Source organism: Saccharibacillus alkalitolerans, assembly GCF_011090185.1.
GTDB classification, from domain to species: Bacteria; Bacillota; Bacilli; order Paenibacillales; family Paenibacillaceae; genus Saccharibacillus; species Saccharibacillus alkalitolerans.
Window position 1 is genome coordinate 239,882 of the sequence record NZ_JAAFGS010000001.1, and the last position, 20,273, is coordinate 260,154.

Genomic DNA, 20,273 nt, shown 5'->3' on the forward strand with positions numbered 1-20,273 from the left:
GCGGCAGCTGCGGAAAAGGGAGCGAAAAAGCGGGAGGTTCCATCGCCATGCTGACAAAAAGAGTGAAAATGAGGACGCTTTTAATCGGAGGGGCTATTACCCTCTTTTTTCTCGTTCTTATCGGACGGATTTTTTTCCTGCAGGTCGTTCAGGGAGACTTCTGGCACGAGACGGCCGTAAAGCAGTGGTCGGCCTCCAAAGTGCTGCGCGCCGAGCGCGGGGCGATCACGGATCGCAACGGTAAGGAGCTGGCGGTCGATTCGCCGGCTTACTCCGTCGTCGTGGAACCGAATATCATCGCCCAGCGGGGGACGGCCGAAGACGTCGTGAAGATTTTGCACGAGAAGCTGGGCGTACCCGAAGAGAAACTTCGCGAAATGGTCGTCCGCAAGTATGAGAAAGACAGCAAAAACGGAACTTACAAAAAAGGCGATTACAGCGTATGGGTCGAAGTTCGTCCTCAAGGATGGAAGATCGACGGCGATCTGAAAGCGGAGATCGAATCGTCCATCGCCGCCGTCCGTCAGGATAAGGGATTGAAAGAAACCGCCGATATCGGCATCGTATTCGACGATCAGATCAAGCGCTTTTATCCGCAGCACACGCTGGCGGCGAACGTGCTGGGCTTCGTCGACAACGAAGGCAACCCGAAATACGGCATCGAATCTTATTTCGAAAAAGAGCTGAAAGGCATCGACGGCAAAATCGCGTATCAGCGCGATGCGAAAGGCGTCGAACTTCCCGACGGCAAAAGCGAGATCGTGCCGCCCAAAGACGGCTCGTCGATTCAGTTGACGATCGACAGCACGATCCAGTATTATGCCGAACAGGCGGCGAAGAAGGCTTTCGAGAAATATCAGCCGAAAAGCATCTCCGTCATTGCGGCCGACCCGAATACGATGGACATTTTGGCGATGGTCAACATGCCGACATTCAATCCGAATAACTATTCGGACGCGAAGAAACTCGAAGATTTCAACAACCTCGCGGTTACGGCCATGTACGAACCGGGATCGACGTTCAAGATTGTCACGCTGTCCGCGGCCGTGCAGGAAGGGAAGTTCGATCCGAACGACCATTATCAATCTGGGGCCATCAAAGTCGGGCGCCAGACCGTGCACGACGTCAGCCGCAATTGGGGCACTCTCAGTTACCTGGACGGCGTCAAACACTCCAGTAACGTAGCGTTCGTCAAGCTCGGCATGGAGAAGGTCGGCACGAACAAACTGACCGAATATATCAAAAATTTCGGCTTCGGCGAAAAAACGGGCATTCAGCTTCCGGGCGAATTGACGGGCGTAATGAACGTGACGGAGAAAAGTCCGCTGATCGACCAGGCGGCGATTACGTTCGGCCATAACGTTACGGTCACGCCGATCCAGCAGATCGCCGCCATTTCGGCGGTCGCCAACGGCGGTCATTTGCTTGAACCCCATATCGTCAAGTCCATAAGCAACCCGTTGACAGGCGAAGTGGAGAAGAAGAACGACGTCAAAAAGATCCGCGACGTGATTACGCCGGAGACGGCAAAAGCGGTCAGCGGATATTTGGAACAGGTCGTGTCCGACCAAAAAATCGGCACGGGACGCAACGCCTATATTCCGGGGTACCGGGTAGCGGGCAAGACCGGTACGGCGGAAAAACCGGTGGATGTCAAAGTCGACGGCAGCGCCTACAGCAAAAGCCGCGCCGTCGTCTCCTTTATCGGTTATGCGCCGGCCGACGACCCTAAAGTCGCCATCTTCTTCATGATCGACGAACCGAATGATCCGAAAGCGGGCGGCGGTTCGGCGGCGGCTCCTTACGTTCAGGAGATCATGTCGCAGACGCTGGAATACATGGGCGTGCCGAAGAAGTTTTCGGACACCGAAATTCAAAGCGAAAGCCAAAATCCGGATTCCGGCAGCGCGCTGCTGAAAGTCACCGCCCCGAATCTGGTCAAAATGAGCGTGTCCGACGCCAAAGCGAAGCTTTTGGACGAAGGGATCGCTTACGAGCAGGTCGGCGCGGGCGCTGCGGTCATCGAGCAGTATCCGGCCGCGAACAGCGCCATGTACGCGGGGCAGAAGATTTATTTGCTCACGGAGAACAAAGAGGAAATGAAGGTGCCGGATCTGACCGGGTTGTCTCTGCGCGACGCAGTCGATATTCTGGCGCTGTTGGACGTTTCGATCAGTACGAAAGGCTCCGGTTACGTCGCTTCGCAGAAATTGACCAAGGACGCGGAGGGCAAAAGGGTCGTAGTGCTGACTCTTAAATCCGCCAAGTCTACGGTGACCGGCAAAGACGATCCGGAAGGCGCGGATATATCGACCGGCGGCGAGGCGGTGGCGGAAGAGCCGGAAGACGGCGGAACGCAGGCCGAAGGCAGCCAACCTCTGGTTGAAGGAGGAACGGTGGCGCCGGCCGATCCCGCTCCGGAAAGCGAAGCTGCCCCGCTCAACTGAGTTTTCGCACAGCCCGGGCCTGCCATCGGCGGGCTCGGGCATTTTGCGGCCCGAGCATGCAAGGAAGACGGCATAAAAAGACGAGAAGGAGAGAATAAATGATGCGATTGGAGCAATTGGCACAGCAGCTGATTTCCGCCAGGCTGATCGGCAGCGGAGAAACGGAATGCGGAGGAATCGAGATCGATTCCCGCAAAGTGGAGAAAGGCGACCTGTTTATCTGCCTTCCGGGATTTACCGTGGACGGGCACGATTACGCGAAGCAGGCCGAAGAAAAAGGAGCGGCGGCGCTTGTCGTCGAACGGCAGCTCGACACGAAGCTGCCGCAGCTGCTCGTGCGGGACAGCCGGATGGCGATGGCCGTGCTGGCCAACGCTTTCTACGGCGAACCGAGCCGCAAAATGCGCATGATCGGCGTTACCGGTACGAACGGCAAAACGACGACGACGTACCTGATCGAGCGGATCATGCAGGATCACGGCGTGAAGACGGGGTTGATCGGAACGATCCAGATGCGCTACGACGGCGAGACGTTCCCGATGTCCGGCACGACGCCGGAATCGCTCGGCCTGCAGCGTTCGCTGGCCGACATGGCCGGCCGCGGCGTGGAATGCTGCGTGATGGAAGTATCTTCGCACGCTCTGGAGCAGGGTCGCGTCAAAGGCACGGATTACCGGACGGCCGTCTTCACGAACTTGACGCAGGATCATTTGGATTACCATCATTCCATGGAAGAGTATCGCGCGGCAAAAGGACTCTTCTTTGCTCGTTTGGGCAATTCGCTGCCTGCGGATCCGTCCGAGCGCAAATACGCCGTATTGAACGCGGACGATGAAGCTTCGGCGGAATTCGCCAAAGTAACGGCGGCCGAGGTGCTGACTTACGGCGTCGAAAGCGAATGCGACGTACGTGCTTCCAACATCAAAATCACGGCGCAGGGCACGTTCTTCCATGTCGATACGTTCAAAGGTTCCGCGGACATTCAACTGCGGATGGTCGGCAAATTCAATGTATACAATGCGCTGGCGGCAATCTCCGCGGCGCTGATCGAAGGCGTGCCGCTGGAAGAGATCAAGACCAGCCTGGAAGCGGTCGCCGGCGTCGACGGGCGCGTCGAAGCGGTCGATGCCGGACAGCCTTTCGCCATTATCGTCGATTACGCGCATACGCCGGACGGACTGGAAAACGTGCTGCGCACCGTCGTCGAATTCGCGGAAAAGCGGGTGCTGTGCGTGTTCGGCTGCGGCGGAGACCGCGATCGCACGAAGCGTCCGATCATGGGACGGATCGCGGTCAAATACAGCGACCTGACTTTCGTGACGTCGGACAATCCGCGGACCGAAGATCCGGACGCCATCTTGAAAGACATCGAAGCGGGCTTGATCGAGGACGGCGTCGACAAGAGCCGCTACACGCTCATCGTGGACCGGGCCGAAGCGATCCGGCGCGCCGTCGAAGAAGCGCAGCCGGGAGACGTCGTGCTGATTGCGGGCAAAGGACACGAGACGTATCAATTGGTCGGCAAACAAGTGCTGGACTTCGACGACAGGCTCGTCGCGGCGGATGCGGTAAGGGGAGTCGCGAAGTGATCGAACGGACACTCGGCCAGGTAGCCGATATGTGCGGAGGCCGGCTGCTCGATTCCGCCTTTGCGGGGCGGAAAGTCGTCGGCGTCTCCATCGATTCCCGCAAGATCGGCGAAGGTTGCCTTTTTGTGCCGCTGGGCGGCTCGAAAGCGGACGGACACAGTTACGTGGCCGGATCGCTGCAGGAGGGAGCGGCGGGTTCGCTCTGGCAGCGGGGGCGCGAAGGCGCCCCGGGCGGAGCGCTGATCGAAGTGGACGACGTGCTCGAAGCGCTGCAAAAGCTGGCTTCGGCGTATTTGCTGGCGAGCGGAGCGAAAGTCGTCGGCATTACGGGCAGCAACGGCAAGACGACGACCAAGGACATGGTGTTTGCGCTTTTGGCGACGTCGATGCGGGTTCATAAGACGCAGGGCAACTTCAACAATCATCTGGGACTGCCTCTGACGCTGCTCGCCATGCCGGAAGAGACGGACGTCGTCGTGTTGGAAATGGGAATGAGCGACCTCGGCGAGATCGCCTTGTTGGCCAAAATCGCGCCGCCGGACTTGGCGATCGTGACGAACATCGGCGAATCCCATCTGCTGAACCTGGGCAGCCGGGAAAATATCGCACGGGCCAAGCTGGAGATCGCTTCCGGCACGAAGCCGGGCGGGCTGCTCGTGTACAACGGCGACGAACCGCTGCTCCCCCTTGTCTTAAAAGAGCTTGAAGGGACGCTGCCCGAAGGGCTGCGCACGTTCACGTTCGGTCTTGGCGAGGACAACGACGATTATCCGACGGGCATGATGCAGCGGGGCGGAGGCATGACGTTTACGGCGCGGAGCGAAGGCGACATCTGTTTTTCGCTGCCGATACTCGGCAGCCACAACGTCACGAACGCCCTGGCGGCGATGGCGGCGGCCAGAGCGTTCGGCGTCGATGCCCCGGCGATGAAGGAAGGGTTGGCGGGAATGCAGCTGACCGGCATGCGGATCGAACGGCTGACGGGCGTATCCGGCCTGACGCTCCTGAACGACGCTTATAATTCGAGCCCGACCTCGGCCCGCGCGGCGATCGACGTGTTGGCCGGTCTGGAAGGCTACGCGTCGAAGGTGCTCGTGTTGGGCGATATGCTGGAGCTGGGAGAAAACGAGCGCGAATTCCATCGGGAGATCGGCCGCTACGCGGGACGCGCGGGGCTCGACGCCGTTTACGCCTTCGGTCCGCTGTCCGCCGATTCGGCGGAAGGCGCCCGGGAAATTCTCGGCATGCAGGCGGTGCATGCTTTTACCGATAAGGCAGAGATGATCGGGCATCTTCTCGCGAATTTGAAGCCGGAGGATGCGGTGCTTGTCAAGGCTTCGAGAGGGATGAAGCTGGAAGAAGTGGTCTACGCGCTCCGGGACGAGCCGCTGACCGGAGAAGCGGGCGGGGCTTAAGCGGCATATGGATTTGCAGCTTTTGGTTCTGACCGCCGCCGTATCGTTTCTTCTTGCCGTCCTGGCAGGTCCTCTGTGCATTCCGCTGCTGCAGCGCCTGAAGCTCGGGCAGCAGGTGCGCGGGGAAGGGCCGCAGGGCCATTTGAAAAAAGCGGGCACCCCCACCATGGGAGGGGTTGTCATTCTGCTGGCGTTCACGCTGGCCTTTGTCAAATTTTCCGTCGTCAATACCGAATTTTACGTTCTGCTGGTCGTGACGTTGGGCTTCGGCCTGGTGGGACTGCTGGACGATCTGATCAAAATTTTGAAAAAGCGTTCGCTCGGACTGACTTCGCTGCAAAAGCTTGCGGGTCAGCTGCTGTTCTCGGCGATCGCCTGCCGGATGCTGATCGGTTCGGGACACAGCACGGCACTCTCGGTTCCGGGCATTTCGTTTTCGTTCGATTGGGGACCTTGGTTTTATTATCCGTTCGTCGTACTGATGCTGCTGGCGATATCCAACGCGGTCAACTTCACCGACGGCGTGGACGGGCTGCTGTCCTCGGTCAGCGCTCCGGCGTTCGGGGCATACGCCCTGATCGCCATGCAGGCGACGCAGTTTCCGTCGGCGCTCGGCGCTTCGGCGATGGCCGGAGCGGTGCTCGGCTTCCTGGTCTACAACGCTCATCCCGCGAAAGTGTTTATGGGCGATACCGGCTCGCTGGGGATCGGCGGGGCGCTCGGCATGATCGCGGTCCTGACGAAACACGAGTTTTTGTTCCTCGTGATCGGCGGCGTCTTCGTGATCGAGATGCTGTCCGTCGTGCTCCAGGTTCTCTCGTTCAAAACGCGCGGCAAGCGGATTTTCAAAATGAGTCCGATTCATCATCATTATGAGTTGTCCGGCTGGTCGGAATGGCGCATCGTCGTCGTCTTTTTCGGCGTCTCGCTTCTTCTGGCCGTGTTCGGGCTGTATCTCGACAAGGGGCTGTAAAAAGATGGAACATCCAAAAGAGTATGCAAACCGGGAAGTCGTCGTACTGGGGTTGGCCCGCAGCGGGGTATCGGCCGCGAAGACGATGCACGCTTTCGGCGCGAAAGTGACGGTCAACGACCGGAAACCCCGCGAGGAAAGCCCGGAAGCGGCCGTTCTGGAAGAGCTGGGCGTGACGGTCGTGTGCGGAGGACATCCCGACGGCCTGATTCACCCCGGCGTCTCCCTCGTGATCAAAAACCCGGGAATTCCTTATACGGCTCCTCCTGTGGCCGCGGCGCTGGAGCTGGGCATCGAGGTGGTGACGGAGGTAGAGATTGCTTACCATCTGTCGGCTGCGCCGATGATCGGCATCACCGGTTCGAACGGAAAAACGACGACGACGACCTGGATCGGCAACATGCTGGAAGCCGCCGGTTTGAATCCGATCGTTGCCGGCAATATCGGCACGCCGCTGTGCGATGCCGCATTGGAAGCGAAGGAAGACGATTGGCTGGTCGTCGAGCTCAGCAGTTTCCAACTTAAGGGAACGAAACAATTCGCTCCCCGCATCGCTTGCCTGCTGAACGTGGCGGAAACGCATTTGGACTATCACGGTTCGATGGAAGATTATACGGCGTCCAAAGCCCGCATTTTCGTCAATCAGACGCCGGAAGACGTCAGCATCGTCAACTGGGACGATCCGTTCTGCCGCGACCTGGTGCCATATTTGAAAGGGAAAATCGTTCCGTTTTCGATGAACGAGGAGCTTGTGCTGGAAGGCGTTTACGCTTCGCCTTCCTACTCGGCGGAAAGCGAGGCGGACGGACGGGCGATCGTATACCGCGACGCGGCGGGCGAACTGCACGAAATCATCCGCGTCTCCGAGATCGGCCTTCCGGGCTCCTACAACGCGGCGAACGCGATGGCGGCCGTCGCGGCGGCTATCGCGGCAGGGGTTGATCCGTCGGCGTTGAGAGGGCCGCTGGCTGCCTTCGGAGGCGTGGAGCACCGGCTCGAGTCGCTGGGCGAAGTCGGCGGAGTGTTTTATTACAACAATTCGAAAGCGACCAATTCCAAAGCGACGCTGACGGCGCTGTCCGCTTTCGAGCAGCCGGTCGTGCTGATCGCGGGCGGACTGGATCGGGGCTCCGATTACGAAGAGCTGCTGCCTGCGCTGCGGGATCAAGTCAAAGCGCTCGTGACGCTGGGAGAGACGCGCGAGAAAATCGCGAACGTGGCCCGCCGGGCGGGGATCGATCGCATTGCGGTCATCGAACCCGATTCCGAGGGCTCCGAAGCGACGCTTCGCCGGGCGGTAAGCGAAGCGCGGCTGCTGGCCGAAAGCGGAGACACGGTGCTGCTGTCGCCGGCATGCGCGAGCTGGGACATGTTCGCCTCGTTCGAAGAACGCGGCCGGGTGTTCAAGGAAGCGGTTCGTTCGATATCCGAATAGACGGGGAGGAAGGCGTATGCGCGTCGTATTGACCGGAGGCGGGACCGGGGGACATATTTATCCCGCCCTTGCCATTGCCGAACAGTTGAAGGCGGATAAACCGGATACCGAATTTTTGTATATCGGAGGCAAGCGAGGGCTTGAAAACACTATTGTGCCGAACTCGCAGATTCCGTTCGAGACCTTGGACATTACGGGATTTCGCCGCAGCCTGTCGGCCGATAATCTGAAGACCGTGCTCCGCTTCCTGCGGGGCGTGCAGGCTTCTTCGGAGCTGCTGGAAAAGTTCAAGCCGGACGTGGTGGTCGGCACGGGCGGTTACGTCTGCGGTCCGGTCGTTTACGCGGCCCATAAGCTGCGCATTCCGACGCTTATTCACGAACAAAACGCGATTCCGGGCTTGACCAACCGCTTTTTAAGCCGTTACGTCAGCACGGTGGCCGTCAGCTTCGACGGGACGCAGGATCAGTTTCCGCGAGCCCGAAGAGTGATGTACAGCGGGAATCCGCGGGCGACTACGGTAAGAAACGCTTCCGCATCCGAAGGATTCCGCCTGCTCGGGCTTTCTCAAGGATCGCCGATCGTGCTCGTGGTCGGAGGGAGCATCGGTGCCAAGGCGATCAATGAAGCGATGCTGCAAATGATCCCCGACATCATCCGCATGCCGGACGTGCAGTTCGTGTACGTCACGGGCAAGCGCTACTACGAGGAAGCGAAACGCAGTATCGACGAGGCGCCGTGGGTCACGCCGGCAAATCTGCGCGTTCTGCCTTACGTGGAACGGATGCCTGAAGTGCTGGCCGCTTCGATGCTTGTGATCAGCCGTGCCGGCGCGTCTTTTCTGGCGGAAGTGACCTCGCTCGGCATCCCTGCGGTGCTGATTCCGTCGCCGAACGTGACGAACAATCACCAGGAAGTAAATGCAAGAGCGCTGGAAGACGACGGGGCCGCGATCGTGATTCTGGAACGCGATCTGAACGGGCAAAGCCTGCTGACGGCCGTGGAAGCGATCGTGAACGACGAATATTTGCGCGCGAGAATGTCCGAATGCTCGGCCGCGCTGGGGAAGCCGGATTCGGCGGGAGTCATCGCTGCGGAACTGCGTAAGCTGGCGGTGCGCGCGGGAGCGATTCGCCGCGGAGCCTTGTGAACGGTCTTCGTCTTTGCCATCGCGCGCGGCACGTGTATAATGAACGTAACACAAAATTCAGTCGCCGATGGAAGCATGCGCAGTCAGTCAGCCGATCCCGGCTTGCCGGCTGCATCATGAATTTCGCGTACTGCGCAATTAACCGCTCCGCTTCGCCGGTCCTGTTCGGAATGGCGAAAGCCGGGCGGCCGGATGGAGAATGGCCATGCTGAAAGTAGTCAAACCGATCGAACATCAAGAGCAAGAATCGCGCAAGCCTCGCCGGAAGGGGCGCTGGAAACTCTGGCTGACCCTGATCGTGCTGCTCTCCGCCGTGCTGAGCGTCGTGTTTTTCCGCTCGTCGTTGAGCCGGATCCAGGAGATCGAAGTGGAAGGCAACGTGTACGCCGACCGCTCGGCGGTCATCGAGGCGGCGGGACTGCGTATCGGGGGGCAATTCTTCGAGTCGAGCGCCACCAGCATCGAGCAGCGGATCGTCTCGAACCTGAACGCGATCGAACATGCGACGGTGGAGAAGCGGTTTCCCGGAAAGATTCTGCTTACCGTCGACGAATACGATCCGGTTGCCTACGAACTGCTTCGGGACGGCAGCATTCAGGCTCTGCTCGGAAGCGGCGCCGAAATTCCCCTCGGGGATCAAGGGCTGCCGGCGGAGAAGCCGATGCTGACGGAGTGGGAGGGGAAAGAAGAGGAGAAAGCAAAATTGTGCCGCGTACTGGCGTCGGTGCCGGACGGCCAGCTGTCCGATTTGTCCGAGATTATGCCGGCCGCCACGGAATCGTTCCCGGACAAAATCCGGATCTTTACAAGATCGCGATTCGAAGTGGAGACGACCGTATCGCTGCTGAAGGACAAACTCGAAATTTTGGGCGGCATCACCGAGACGCAGAATCCGGGGTTCATCAACATGATGGACGGCAGCTACCTTGTTCCTTTCGTGGAATCCGAAGCGGAAAGCGAAGTAACGCCTTAAGGCCCGCTACTCCCGGCTTATAAAAGATGCTATAATGTTTGCTGTGTTCTCAAAAACACGCAACCTGCATAAAAAAATTCGAAACGAAAGAGGGAAAGTTTAAGCCGCGTTGAATTATTTATGGAGAACCCATAAGATTCGGCTTTAAACGAACCAGGTGATCAATTTTTGTAAACGGGAGGTGCCAAGGGCTTGAGCAACAATGACATCATTGTTAGTTTGGACATCGGTACATCCAAAGTTCGTGCTATTATTGGGGAAATAAGCAACGGAACCTTTAATATTATTGGAGTTGGATCTGCCGATTCGGAAGGAATCCGAAAAGGCGCCATCGTTGACGTCGACCAAACCGTCCAATCGATTCGCGGCGCCGTGGAACATGCCGAGCGAATGGTCGGCATTCAGATAACGGAAGTGTATGTCGGCATATCGGGCAGCCATATCGGTCTGCAGTCGAGCCGCGGCGTCGTGACGGTATCGAACGAGGACCGCGAGATCGGGGAAGACGATATCGAGCGCGTAACGAAAGCCGCCGAAGTCGTGGCTTTGCCGCCGGAACGTGAAATCATCGATGTCGTGGCCAAGCAGTTCGTGGTTGACGGCTTGGAGGGAATTCAGGATCCGCGGGGCATGATCGGATCCCGCTTGGAGGTGGAAGCTACGATCGTCACGGGCGCAAAGACGGCCATACATAACCTCTTGCGCTGCGTGGAGAAGGCCGACCTCAAAGTGAAAGAACTGGTGCTGATTTCCCTCGGGGCCGGCCAGCTGGCACTTACCAAAGATGAGAAGACGATGCGTACGGCCCTGATCGATATCGGAGCCGGGCAGGCGACCATTTCCATCTTCGAAAGCGGCCATCTTGCGGCCGTCTCGACGCTTCCGGTCGGAGGCGAGTACGTCACCAACGATATTGCTTACGGGCTGCGTACGGTAACGGACCAGGCCGAAAAGGTCAAGCTGAAGTACGGCTGTGCCATGATGGCGGACGCCGCGGCGGACGTCGTGTTCAAGGTCAACCGGATCGGCAGTTCGATCGAGAAGGAATACACCCAGGAAGACCTGGCCGCCATTATCGAGCCGCGCGTTCAGGAGATCTTCCAGCTTATTCATCAGGAAATCTACCGCATGGGCTACCGGGACATTTCGGGCGGCTATGTGCTTAGCGGCGGTACTGTCGCGATGCCGGGTGTCCTGCAGGTCGCCCAGAGCGAACTGGCGGCGTCCGTTCGTCTCGCCGTGCCGGATTATATCGGCGTGCGGGACCCGGCTTTCACCAGCGGGATCGGCATTTTGTACAGCGTCATTCGGAAGAATCGCGGCAGAGGAAGCGCAGCGCCGGGCAAGAAACCCGTCAGTCGTCCCAAATCGAGCCCCGCACCGGAGACGTCCCAGAAAACCGGTTTCCTAGAAAAGCTCAAAAATATGTTTAGCGAATTTATATGAAAAACACAAAAACGAGCCCATCCAAGGAAAACGAGGGGGAGATGGAGGAATATGTTGGAATTCGATTTCGAAATGGAGAGCCTGGCGCGCATTAAAGTAATCGGCGTCGGCGGAGGCGGCAGCAACGCCGTCAACCGCATGATCGAAAATGGCGTACAAGGCGTGGAGTTTATTACGGTCAATACGGATGCGCAGGCGCTGCACCTGGCCAAGTCGGAACACAAGCTGCAGATCGGCGACAAGCTGACACGGGGACTCGGCGCGGGCGCCAATCCCGACGTCGGAAAAAAAGCGGCGGAAGAGTCGCGTGAACTGATCAGCAATACGCTCAAAGGCGCGGATATGGTGTTCGTAACCGCGGGCATGGGCGGCGGTACCGGTACGGGAGCGGCGCCCGTCATCGCGGAGATCGCGCGCGAATGCGGCGCTCTGACAGTCGGCGTCGTCACGCGTCCGTTTACGTTCGAAGGCCGTAAACGCGCGGGACAGGCGGAACTGGGCATCGAAGCGCTCAAAGAAAAAGTCGATACGCTGATCGTGATCCCGAACGACCGCCTGCTGGAGATCGTCGACAAGAAAACGCCGATGCTCGAGGCGTTCCGCGAAGCGGACAACGTACTTCGTCAGGCGGTACAGGGCATTTCCGACCTTATCGCCGTTCCGGGTCTTATCAACCTTGACTTTGCCGACGTCAAAACGATCATGACCGAGCGCGGTTCCGCGCTGATGGGCATCGGCGAAGCCGCGGGCGAGAACCGCGCGGCGGATGCGGCGCGCAAAGCGATCATGAGCCCGCTGCTCGAGACGTCCATCGAAGGCGCAAGAGGCGTCATCATGAACATTACGGGCGGCTCGAACCTGTCGCTGTACGAGGTCAACGAAGCGGCCGAGATCGTCATCGAAGCTTCCGATCCGGAAGTCAACATGATCTTCGGCGCGATCATCGACGAAAACATGAAGGAAGAGATCAAGGTTACGGTTATCGCGACCGGATTCGAGCACAAGCCGGCGGCCATGAAGCCACCGGTACGCCGTCCATCGGCCCAACAACCGGAAGCTCAGGACGATCGTTCGAAGCAGCCGCCGCGCCCGGCCTTCGATCCGCAGTCGGGTGCCGATCAACTGGACATTCCGACGTTCCTGCGCAATCGCTCGCGTCCGAACAACGACTAGAAGACAATCAAGCTAATGGAAGATCCGCTTTCGCTCTTACGGAAGCGGATCTTTTTTTCAACAACGGAATAACCGGCAAGGAGGATATACAAAAGATGACGACAATTCATGAGCCGTTCGTGCGCCGCATGGCGGACAGCGGAGCGGAAGTGTTCGAGATCGAACCGTGGAAAGCATTCGGAGAACTGAGCGCAGGCTTCACCGGACGCTCCGGAGGAGTCAGCGAAGGTTTCCGTGCATCGCTGAACTGTGCGCTGCACGTCGGCGACGATCCCGCGAGCGTGGCCGAAAACCGGGCTCGGGTCGCGGAGGCGGCCGGCTTTCGTTTCGAAGACTGGACGAGCGGCGAACAAGTTCATCAAGCGGAAGTGGCAATCGTAACCGAGAAAGACCGGGGCCGCGGCCGACTGGACCGGGAAAGCGCCTTTCAGGACACCGACGGTCTGCTGACGAATGTGCCGGGCATACTGCTGACTTCCTTTTACGCCGACTGCGTGCCGCTTTATTTTTTCGATCCGATCCAACGGGTTGTGGGCCTTGCCCATGCGGGCTGGAAAGGAACGGTAGCGGAGATCGGCCGGCGGATGGTTGAGAAGATGGCCGGGCATTACGGAAGCCTTCCGGAAGACATTCTCGGAGCGATCGGTCCCTGCATCGGCGAGAGCCGTTATGAAGTAGACGGTGCGGTATTGGATAAAGTTCGGGTTTTGCTCGAAAAAGACTCGGGTAATGATTCAAGTTCGCTGTCCGACTTTTCAAAGGATTTGGGAGGCGGCAAAGCGCTGCTGAACTTGAAAGAATTGAACCGACACATTATGATAAGATCAGGAATACGTCCGGAAAACATACAGCGCACAAGCTGGTGTACGAGCAGCCGGACCGATCTGTTCTTTTCGCATAGACAGGAAAACGGACGGACCGGCAGGATGGCAAGCTGGATTGGACTGAAAGAAGGAGGCACGTTCCGGTGACCTTGGAACAGCGGATCGCGCATGTGAACCAAGCGGTATCGAAAGCTTGCGAACGCGCGGGCAGATCGCCCGAAGAAGTCAACATAGTAGCCGTAACCAAATATGTGTCGACGGAGAAGACGGCACAGGTGCTGGACAGCGGCATTCTCCACATCGGAGAAAATCGCTGGCAGAACGCCAAGCCGAAATGGGAAGCGCTCGGCAGCCGCGGCGTATGGCATTTCATCGGCCAGCTGCAGAGCAACAAAGTTAAAGACGTCATCGGTAAATTCGCTTATATTCATTCATTGGATCGTTTGTCATTGGCAAAAGAACTGAATCGCCAGGCGGCAGCGGCCGATATAACGGTTAAGGCTTTCGTCCAGGTCAACATATCGGGCGAAGATTCCAAATCCGGCATGCCGCCCGAAAAGGCCTATGATTTCGTGCGGCAGATGCAGGACTATCCTCATATCGAGGTAATCGGATTGATGACGATGGCTCCGCTCGACTCGGATGCCGAATCGGCTCGTCCGGTATTCCGGGGGCTGAGAGAGCTGCGTGACGAACTGAATGCCCGCGGCGCGCAGACGGAACCGATCCGGCACTTGTCGATGGGAATGTCGGGGGACTTCGAAGTCGCAATCGAAGAAGGAGCGACCTGGCTGCGCCTGGGCTCTATTCTGGTAGGAAAAGAGGAGGACTGAAGATGGGTGTCATGAACCGTTTTATGAATTTTCTCGGCCTGCAGGAAGAAGAGGAGATCGTAGAGCGCGAAAAAGTGGTCGAACCGGAAGAACCGTACGATTCGGCTTCCAATTACGAACCGCGCAAAAACGCGAAAACGAACAATGTGGTCAGCATTCACGCGCAGAAGAGCGTCAAAGTCATGCTGGTGGAGCCGCGTACGTACGACGACGCCCAGCAGATCGCGGATCATCTGCGCGCGCATCGCTCGGTCGTCGTCAATCTGCAGCAGGTCCGCCGCGATCACGCCAAGCGGATCATCGACTTTTTGGGCGGAACGGTGTATGCGATCAACGGCAATATTTCCAAAGTCGGGGGAGACATTTTCCTCTGCACGCCGGACACGGTCGAAGTCGAAGGCACGATCGCGGACTTGATCCGCGACGATCACGAATTTAATCAAATGAGGTGACGACAGCTTGGTAGGATTCCTGATTCAGATTTATCAATTTATTCCGTTTCTGTTCCAGATCTATTCTTGGATTCTGATCATTTATATCCTGATGTCCTGGGTCCCGAATGTTCGCGAAAGCCAAGTAGGCGTCATTCTGGGCAAAATTGCGGAGCCGTACCTTTCTATCTTCCGCCGTTTCATCCCGCCGATCGGCGGCATGCTTGATATTTCCCCGATCGTGGCCTTCTTCGTGCTCCAGTTTGTTCAGCGCGGGGTACTCTACCTGTTCGAGCTGCTCATCCGCGCGCTCCTGTAAGCGGACGACCGAACTGGAAGGAGTTTAATCAATGTCTAAAAATTTATACGAACACGTCCATCCCGACGAACGCGAATTCGTGGATCGGGCTTCGGAATGGCTCGAGGGAGCGGCGCGTTATCACGAGCTGAAGCTGACCGATTTTCTCGATCCTCGGCAGCTTCAAATTCTCTCGATGCTGGCGAATGCCGAGCCGGATGTCGCGATTCGGCTGGACGGCGGAAGTGCGTACGCGGAACGCAAGCGTGCGATCATTGCGCCCGACTATCGGGACTTGGACGACGAGGACATGAAGTTGGCCGTGCTGTCGATTACTCCGGCGGACAGCAAGTTCACGGAGCTCGGGCACGGCGATTATATGGGGTCGGTATTGGGACTCGGCATCAAACGTTCCAAGGTCGGCGATATCCATCCGCGCGAAGACGGATGCCACATCGTGGCCGCCGCCGAGATCGCGGATTTTCTTAATCTGGAGCTGAGGCAGGTGCACCGGGTAAGCGTATTTACCGAGCTGCTGCCGATCGGTTCGCTGCTGGCTTCGGAGTCGGAACTCGCGGAAATGGAATTTACGGTAGCTTCGCCGCGCCTCGACGGGATTGCGAGCGACGTCTACCGCATGAGCCGCGCGAAGATTCTGGCTCCCATTAAGGCCGGGCGCTGCCGGGTGAACTGGAAAGTGGAAGAAGACCCTTCCAAAACGCTGCGCGAAGGCGATACCGTCTCGCTGCAGGGCTTCGGCCGCTTTCGGGTATTGGAAGTCGGCGACCTGACCAAAAAAGGCCGTTACCGCATCCGAATCGGCAAATTTGTATAGCTTTTGCGAGGCTCGATGCAGGAATTCACGTTTTCGCGTCGAAATTCCGATAAAACCAAAAGGGCCGCTGCGCGGGGAGCGCGGAGGCCTAACGCACGAACCGGATACGGCCGGCGCTTTTGCCGAGGGGTTGGCAGCGTGCTTAATACATTTGGAGGTGCACATCATGGCATTAACACCGCTGGATATACATAACAAAGAATTCAGCCGGCGTCTTCGAGGCTACGACGAAGATGAAGTCAACGAGTTTTTGGATCAAGTCATCAAAGATTACGAGAGCGTGATCCGCGAGAACAAGGATCTGCTGCACCGCATGGCGTCGATGGAAGAACGTCTGAACCATTTCATGAACTTGGAAGAGACGCTGAGCAAGACGATCATCGTGGCGCAGGAAGCGGCGGACGAAGTCCGGGGCAACGCGAAGAAGGAAGCGCAGCTGGTCGTGAAGGAGGCGGAGAAAAACGCCGACCGGATCATCAACGAAGCGCTGGTCAAGTCGCGTAAAGTCGCCGTCGAAATGGAAGAACTCAAAAAGCAGGCGTCGATCTACCGCACCCGTTTCCGCACGTTGATCGAAGCGCAGATGGATCTGCTCAGTCAGGACGGATGGGACGCGCTCGACCGCCAGAGCCGCGAATTGGACCGCGAAATGGAGCAGGCCCTGGCCGATCGCCGGGCCGGCGGCGAATCGTATTAACGTCCGCGGAGCGCTGCCGGATGATGTCGGCTGTTGACAACCGGCGCGGATAGCGCTATAAATAAAAGACGCCGTTCAGGCGTTTTATGCAGAAGAATCATGGATCAAATTCGACGATGGGAACAGTACGCGATGCAATCGTTCTCCAGAGAGCCGGGCCTTTACGAGCTGCAAGCCGGCGTGCGGAGCATTGACGGAAGATCGTCCCGGAGAAGCGTGTCCGAACCTTTCGCGGAATTCCCCGGAAGAGAGTAGGGCTCGACGGAAAGCCGACCGTTACAGCGGCCCCGCGTTCATAGACGCGGAGACAAGGTGTCGCCCTGCTGCGCGATGCCCGAAAAGCGGCGTGCTCCGGCGTTTTTCGGACAGACTGTGCAGGCAGGCGAAACAAGGGTGGTAACGCGAGCAAACCTCGTCCCTTTCCAGGGGCGGGGTTTTATTTGTTTTCTCAGGTTTGTTCATTCATCATTTCCCATAAAAAAGGAGCCGACAGCCATGCAAAGAGTCGATGTCAAAGAGAAAGCGCGGGCCCGCGACCTGCGGGTGCTGAATCGTTGGAACGAGGAAGACACCTTTAAAAAATCGATCGAAAACCGCGAAGGCAAGCCGAACTTCGTCTTTTACGAAGGACCGCCGACCGCGAACGGAGTGCCGCATATCGGTCACGTGCTGGGCCGCGTCATCAAGGACTTCGTAGGCCGCTATCAGACCATGAAAGGCTTCCACGTCGTGCGCAAAGCGGGCTGGGACACGCACGGCCTGCCGGTCGAACTGGGCGTCGAGAAGCAGCTGGGCATCTCCGGCAAGCACGACATCGAAGAATACGGCGTGGAGAAGTTTATCAAGAAGTGCAAAGAGAGCGTCTTTACGTACGAGAAGCAGTGGCGCGATCTGACGGAAGCGATCGGCTACTGGACGGATCTCGACAACCCGTACATCACGCTGGATAACAAATATATCGAGAGCGTCTGGAATCTGCTGGGGACTATTCACGAAAAAGGGCTGCTGTACCGCGGACACCGCGTCAGCCCGTACTGTCCGTCCTGCCAGACGACGCTGAGCTCGCACGAAGTGGCTCAGGGATACGAAGACGTCAAGGACCTGAGCGCGACGGCCAAGTTTAAGCTGGAAAGCGGCGAATATGTCCTGGCCTGGACGACGACGCCTTGGACGCTGCCTTCGAACATCGCGCTGGCCGTCAATCCGAACATGACGTACGTGAAGGTCAAGCAGGACGGCGAAGTGCTGATCCTGGCGAAAAACTTGACGGACAGCGTGCTGAAGGGCGAATACGAAACGCTGTCGGAACTGCAGGGTTCGGAACTGGTCGGCCTGAACTACGACGCGCCGTTCCACTACTTCACGCCGGAAAAAGGACATTTCATCGTGGGTGCGGACTTCGTTACCGATTCGAGCGGTACGGGCGTCGTGCACATGGCTCCGGCACACGGCGAAGACGATTACCGCGTTTGCCGCGAAAACGGCATCAGCTTCGTCAATCTGGTCGATTCGCAGGGCCGCTTCGTCGATGAAGTGACCGACTTCGCGGGCCGCTTCGTCAAAGACGGCGAGACCGACATCGAAATCGTGAAATACTTGTCCGAAAAAGGACGCCTGTACAGCAAAGAAAAGTACGAACACAGCTATCCGTTCTGCTGGAGATGCCACACGCCGCTGCTGTACTATGCGACGGACAGCTGGTTTATCCAGACGACGGCGGTCAAAGACAAGCTGATCGAAAACAACAAAGGCGTCAAATGGTATCCGGATCATGTCCGCGAGGGCCGCTTCGGCAAATTCCTCGACGATCTGATCGACTGGAACATCAGCCGCAACCGCTACTGGGGCACGCCGCTCAACGTGTGGGTGTGCGAGGAGACGGGCAAGCAGTACGCGCCGAAAAGTATCGCCGATCTGCGCGAACGCGCCGTGGACTTCGTGCCGGAAGACATCGAGCTGCATAAGCCTTACGTCGACGCCATCAAGCTGAAATCGCCGTTCGCAGAAGGCGCGGTCATGACCCGTACGCCGGAAGTGATCGACGTCTGGTTCGACAGCGGCTCGATGCCGTTCGCCCAGCAGCATTATCCGTTCGAAAATCAAGAAGCTTTCAAAGCGCAGTACCCGGCCGACATGATCGTGGAAGGGATCGACCAGACGAGAGGCTGGTTCTACAGTCTGCTCGCGATCTCGACGATGATCACCGGCGAAGCGCCTTACAAATCCGTCATGGCGACCGGTCACATCCTCGACGAGAACGGCCAGAAGATGTCCAAGTCCAAAGGCAACGTCGTCGATCCGTGGGAAGTGCTGGAAGAGTACGGTATGGACGCGTTCCGCTGGGTCATGCTGGCCGACAGCGCGCCTTGGAACACGAAGCGTTTTTCGAAAGGCGTCGTCGGCGAAGCAAAATCGAAAGTGGTCGACACGATCGTCAACACGCACGCGTTCTTGACGCTGTATGCGGACATCGACGGTTTTGATCCGGCGGAGCATCCGTTCCAAGTTCCGTCCGGACGTCTCGACCGCTGGATTCTGTCCCGTCTGCACAGCCTCGTGGCTTCCGCCAACGAAGCGCTGGAAGACAACGACTTCCTGACGGCCGCCAAAGGCATCGAAGAATTCGTCGACGGCCTGAGCAACTGGTATATCCGCCGTTCGCGCGACCGGTTCTGGGGCAGCGGGCTGACGGACGACAAGCTCGACGCTTACCGCACGCTGACCGAAGTGCTGTCGACGCTGGCCCGACTGATCGCGCCGTTCATGCCGGTGCTGGCGGAAGATCTCTACAGCAACCTGGGCGGTCAGACGAGCGTGCACCTGGCGGACTATCCGGAAGCCGACGCTTCGCTGATCGACGAGGAATTGGAGCGCGACATGAAGACGTCGCAGCAGATCGTGGAACTCGCTCGCAACGTACGGAACGAGAACAGCCTCAAGACGCGTCAGCCGCTGTCCGAACTCATCGTCTCGATGGACCGCGAATTCGATCTGGCGGATTACGCCGATATCGTCAAAGACGAGATCAACGTCAAGGAAATCCGGATCGAGACCGGAGACAGCGACTTCGTCGACTACACGCTCAAGCTGAACCTGAAAGTGGCGGGCAAGAAATACGGCAAAAACGTCGGCTTCCTGCAGAACCATTTCAAAGGCATGACGGTTGACGAAACGCGTACGGTCGTGGAAAGCGGTTCGTTCAACATCACGTCGCCGGAAGGCGAAGAGCTTCAACTGACGAGCGAAGAGCTGCTGATCGAGAAAAAGGCTAAAGAAGGGTTCGCTTCCGCGTCCGGCTACGGCCTGACGGTGGCGCTGAACACCGATGTGACGCCGGAACTCGAGCAGGAAGGCTGGGTGCGCGAGATCGTTCGCGCCGTACAGGATACGCGCAAGAAGCTCGATCTTAAGGTCGAGCAGCGCGTGGACCTTCTGCTTGACGTCGACGCCGAACTGAAGGCGGCGCTTGAAGCGTTCGATGCCGTGCTGCGCGAGAACGTCCTCGTCGACGGCGTATCGTTCGGTTCGGCGGACGGCATGGAGAGAGTGACGCTGAACGGCAAGGAAGTCGGCATCAAGATCGATTAAGCGACGCAGGGATAGCCGCGTGGAAATGCGGCAAAACGGCGCCCGTACAAGCTGTACGGGCGCTGTTTGATTTGCGAAAGACCGGGACGCAAGAGCCGAGGCAATAGACGCTCCCTTCGACGCCGTGCTACAATAGACGGGTCGGCAAGGAAGCGTCCGCCGGCTC

The 20,273-nt window shown here is 58.2% G+C and carries 16 protein-coding genes; all 16 read left to right on the forward strand.

The genetic code is table 11. The features are described from left to right. Nucleotides 1-47: 47 nt before the first annotated feature. The 16 genes from GYN08_RS01005 (at nt 48) to ileS (ending at nt 20,107) form a co-directional block, all read left to right on the forward strand. Entirely contained in the window at nt 48-2,447 is a 2,400-nt protein-coding gene (locus tag GYN08_RS01005) for a penicillin-binding transpeptidase domain-containing protein (protein ID WP_166271655.1), read from the forward strand. Between the two features lie 101 nt (nt 2,448-2,548). Next, nucleotides 2,549-4,036, forward strand: coding sequence for a UDP-N-acetylmuramoyl-L-alanyl-D-glutamate--2,6-diaminopimelate ligase (locus GYN08_RS01010; protein WP_166273058.1), 1,488 nt, complete (start codon nt 2,549-2,551; stop codon nt 4,034-4,036). Further along, a complete protein-coding gene (locus GYN08_RS01015) occupies nt 4,036-5,451 on the forward strand; it encodes a UDP-N-acetylmuramoyl-tripeptide--D-alanyl-D-alanine ligase (protein ID WP_166273059.1) in 1,416 nt (471 codons plus the stop codon). The genes GYN08_RS01010 and GYN08_RS01015 overlap by 1 nt, the downstream gene beginning before the upstream one ends. A gap of 7 nt (nt 5,452-5,458) precedes the next feature. Beyond that, complete coding sequence (gene mraY, locus GYN08_RS01020) at nt 5,459-6,424, forward strand: phospho-N-acetylmuramoyl-pentapeptide-transferase (protein ID WP_166271657.1); 966 nt, start codon at nt 5,459-5,461, stop codon at nt 6,422-6,424. A gap of 4 nt (nt 6,425-6,428) precedes the next feature. Next, nucleotides 6,429-7,859: a UDP-N-acetylmuramoyl-L-alanine--D-glutamate ligase gene (murD, locus tag GYN08_RS01025; protein ID WP_166271659.1), complete on the forward strand. Its 1,431-nt coding sequence runs from the start codon at nt 6,429-6,431 to the stop codon at nt 7,857-7,859. Nucleotides 7,860-7,875: 16 nt separating this feature from the next. After that, a complete protein-coding gene (gene murG, locus GYN08_RS01030; protein WP_166271661.1) occupies nt 7,876-9,009 on the forward strand; it encodes an undecaprenyldiphospho-muramoylpentapeptide beta-N-acetylglucosaminyltransferase in 1,134 nt (377 codons plus the stop codon). A gap of 205 nt (nt 9,010-9,214) precedes the next feature. Further along, nucleotides 9,215-9,982, forward strand: coding sequence for a cell division protein FtsQ/DivIB (locus tag GYN08_RS01035; RefSeq protein ID WP_166271663.1), 768 nt, complete (start codon nt 9,215-9,217; stop codon nt 9,980-9,982). A gap of 192 nt (nt 9,983-10,174) precedes the next feature. Continuing rightward, nucleotides 10,175-11,428 carry a cell division protein FtsA gene (ftsA, locus tag GYN08_RS01040; RefSeq protein ID WP_166271665.1) on the forward strand — a complete coding sequence of 418 codons (1,254 nt, stop codon included), beginning with the start codon at nt 10,175-10,177 and terminating at the stop codon, nt 11,426-11,428. A 51-nt stretch (nt 11,429-11,479) separates the two neighbouring features. Further along, entirely contained in the window at nt 11,480-12,601 is a 1,122-nt protein-coding gene (ftsZ, locus tag GYN08_RS01045; protein ID WP_166271667.1) for a cell division protein FtsZ, read from the forward strand. 95 nt (nt 12,602-12,696) lie between these two features. After that, entirely contained in the window at nt 12,697-13,572 is an 876-nt protein-coding gene (gene pgeF / locus GYN08_RS01050; protein WP_166271669.1) for a peptidoglycan editing factor PgeF, read from the forward strand. After that, the gene (locus GYN08_RS01055; protein WP_166271671.1) at nt 13,569-14,258 is read left to right on the forward strand and encodes a YggS family pyridoxal phosphate-dependent enzyme; all 690 of its coding nucleotides are present in this window, start codon (nt 13,569-13,571) and stop codon (nt 14,256-14,258) included. The genes pgeF and GYN08_RS01055 overlap by 4 nt, the downstream gene beginning before the upstream one ends. A 2-nt stretch (nt 14,259-14,260) precedes the next feature. Beyond that, complete coding sequence (locus GYN08_RS01060; protein WP_166271673.1) at nt 14,261-14,710, forward strand: cell division protein SepF; 450 nt, start codon at nt 14,261-14,263, stop codon at nt 14,708-14,710. A gap of 7 nt (nt 14,711-14,717) precedes the next feature. Further along, nucleotides 14,718-15,008 carry a YggT family protein gene (locus GYN08_RS01065; protein WP_235945688.1) on the forward strand — a complete coding sequence of 97 codons (291 nt, stop codon included), beginning with the start codon at nt 14,718-14,720 and terminating at the stop codon, nt 15,006-15,008. 31 nt (nt 15,009-15,039) lie between these two features. Continuing rightward, a complete protein-coding gene (locus GYN08_RS01070) occupies nt 15,040-15,822 on the forward strand; it encodes a YlmH family RNA-binding protein (RefSeq protein ID WP_166271675.1) in 783 nt (260 codons plus the stop codon). Nucleotides 15,823-15,988: 166 nt separating this feature from the next. Next, complete coding sequence (locus tag GYN08_RS01075; protein ID WP_166271677.1) at nt 15,989-16,519, forward strand: DivIVA domain-containing protein; 531 nt, start codon at nt 15,989-15,991, stop codon at nt 16,517-16,519. A 495-nt stretch (nt 16,520-17,014) separates the two neighbouring features. After that, nucleotides 17,015-20,107 (forward strand): isoleucine--tRNA ligase, encoded by a 3,093-nt coding sequence (gene ileS / locus GYN08_RS01080; protein ID WP_166271679.1) that lies wholly within the window; start codon nt 17,015-17,017, stop codon nt 20,105-20,107. Nucleotides 20,108-20,273: the final 166 nt, after the last annotated feature.

Excerpts from the sequence above, each read along its gene's own strand:
- GYN08_RS01005 (WP_166271655.1), top strand. The coding sequence starts at position 48 with ATGCTGACAAAAAGAGTGAAAATGAGGACGCTTTTAATCGGAGGGGCT.
- GYN08_RS01010 (WP_166273058.1), top strand. The coding sequence starts at position 2,549 with ATGCGATTGGAGCAATTGGCACAGCAGCTGATTTCCGCCAGGCTGATC.
- mraY (WP_166271657.1), top strand. The coding sequence starts at position 5,459 with ATGGATTTGCAGCTTTTGGTTCTGACCGCCGCCGTATCGTTTCTTCTT.
- murD (WP_166271659.1), top strand. The coding sequence starts at position 6,429 with ATGGAACATCCAAAAGAGTATGCAAACCGGGAAGTCGTCGTACTGGGG.
- murG (WP_166271661.1), top strand. The coding sequence starts at position 7,876 with ATGCGCGTCGTATTGACCGGAGGCGGGACCGGGGGACATATTTATCCC.
- GYN08_RS01035 (WP_166271663.1), top strand. The coding sequence starts at position 9,215 with ATGCTGAAAGTAGTCAAACCGATCGAACATCAAGAGCAAGAATCGCGC.
- ftsZ (WP_166271667.1), top strand. The coding sequence starts at position 11,480 with ATGTTGGAATTCGATTTCGAAATGGAGAGCCTGGCGCGCATTAAAGTA.
- pgeF (WP_166271669.1), top strand. The coding sequence starts at position 12,697 with ATGACGACAATTCATGAGCCGTTCGTGCGCCGCATGGCGGACAGCGGA.
- GYN08_RS01060 (WP_166271673.1), top strand. The coding sequence starts at position 14,261 with ATGGGTGTCATGAACCGTTTTATGAATTTTCTCGGCCTGCAGGAAGAA.
- GYN08_RS01070 (WP_166271675.1), top strand. The coding sequence starts at position 15,040 with ATGTCTAAAAATTTATACGAACACGTCCATCCCGACGAACGCGAATTC.
- GYN08_RS01075 (WP_166271677.1), top strand. The coding sequence starts at position 15,989 with ATGGCATTAACACCGCTGGATATACATAACAAAGAATTCAGCCGGCGT.
- ileS (WP_166271679.1), top strand. The coding sequence starts at position 17,015 with ATGCAAAGAGTCGATGTCAAAGAGAAAGCGCGGGCCCGCGACCTGCGG.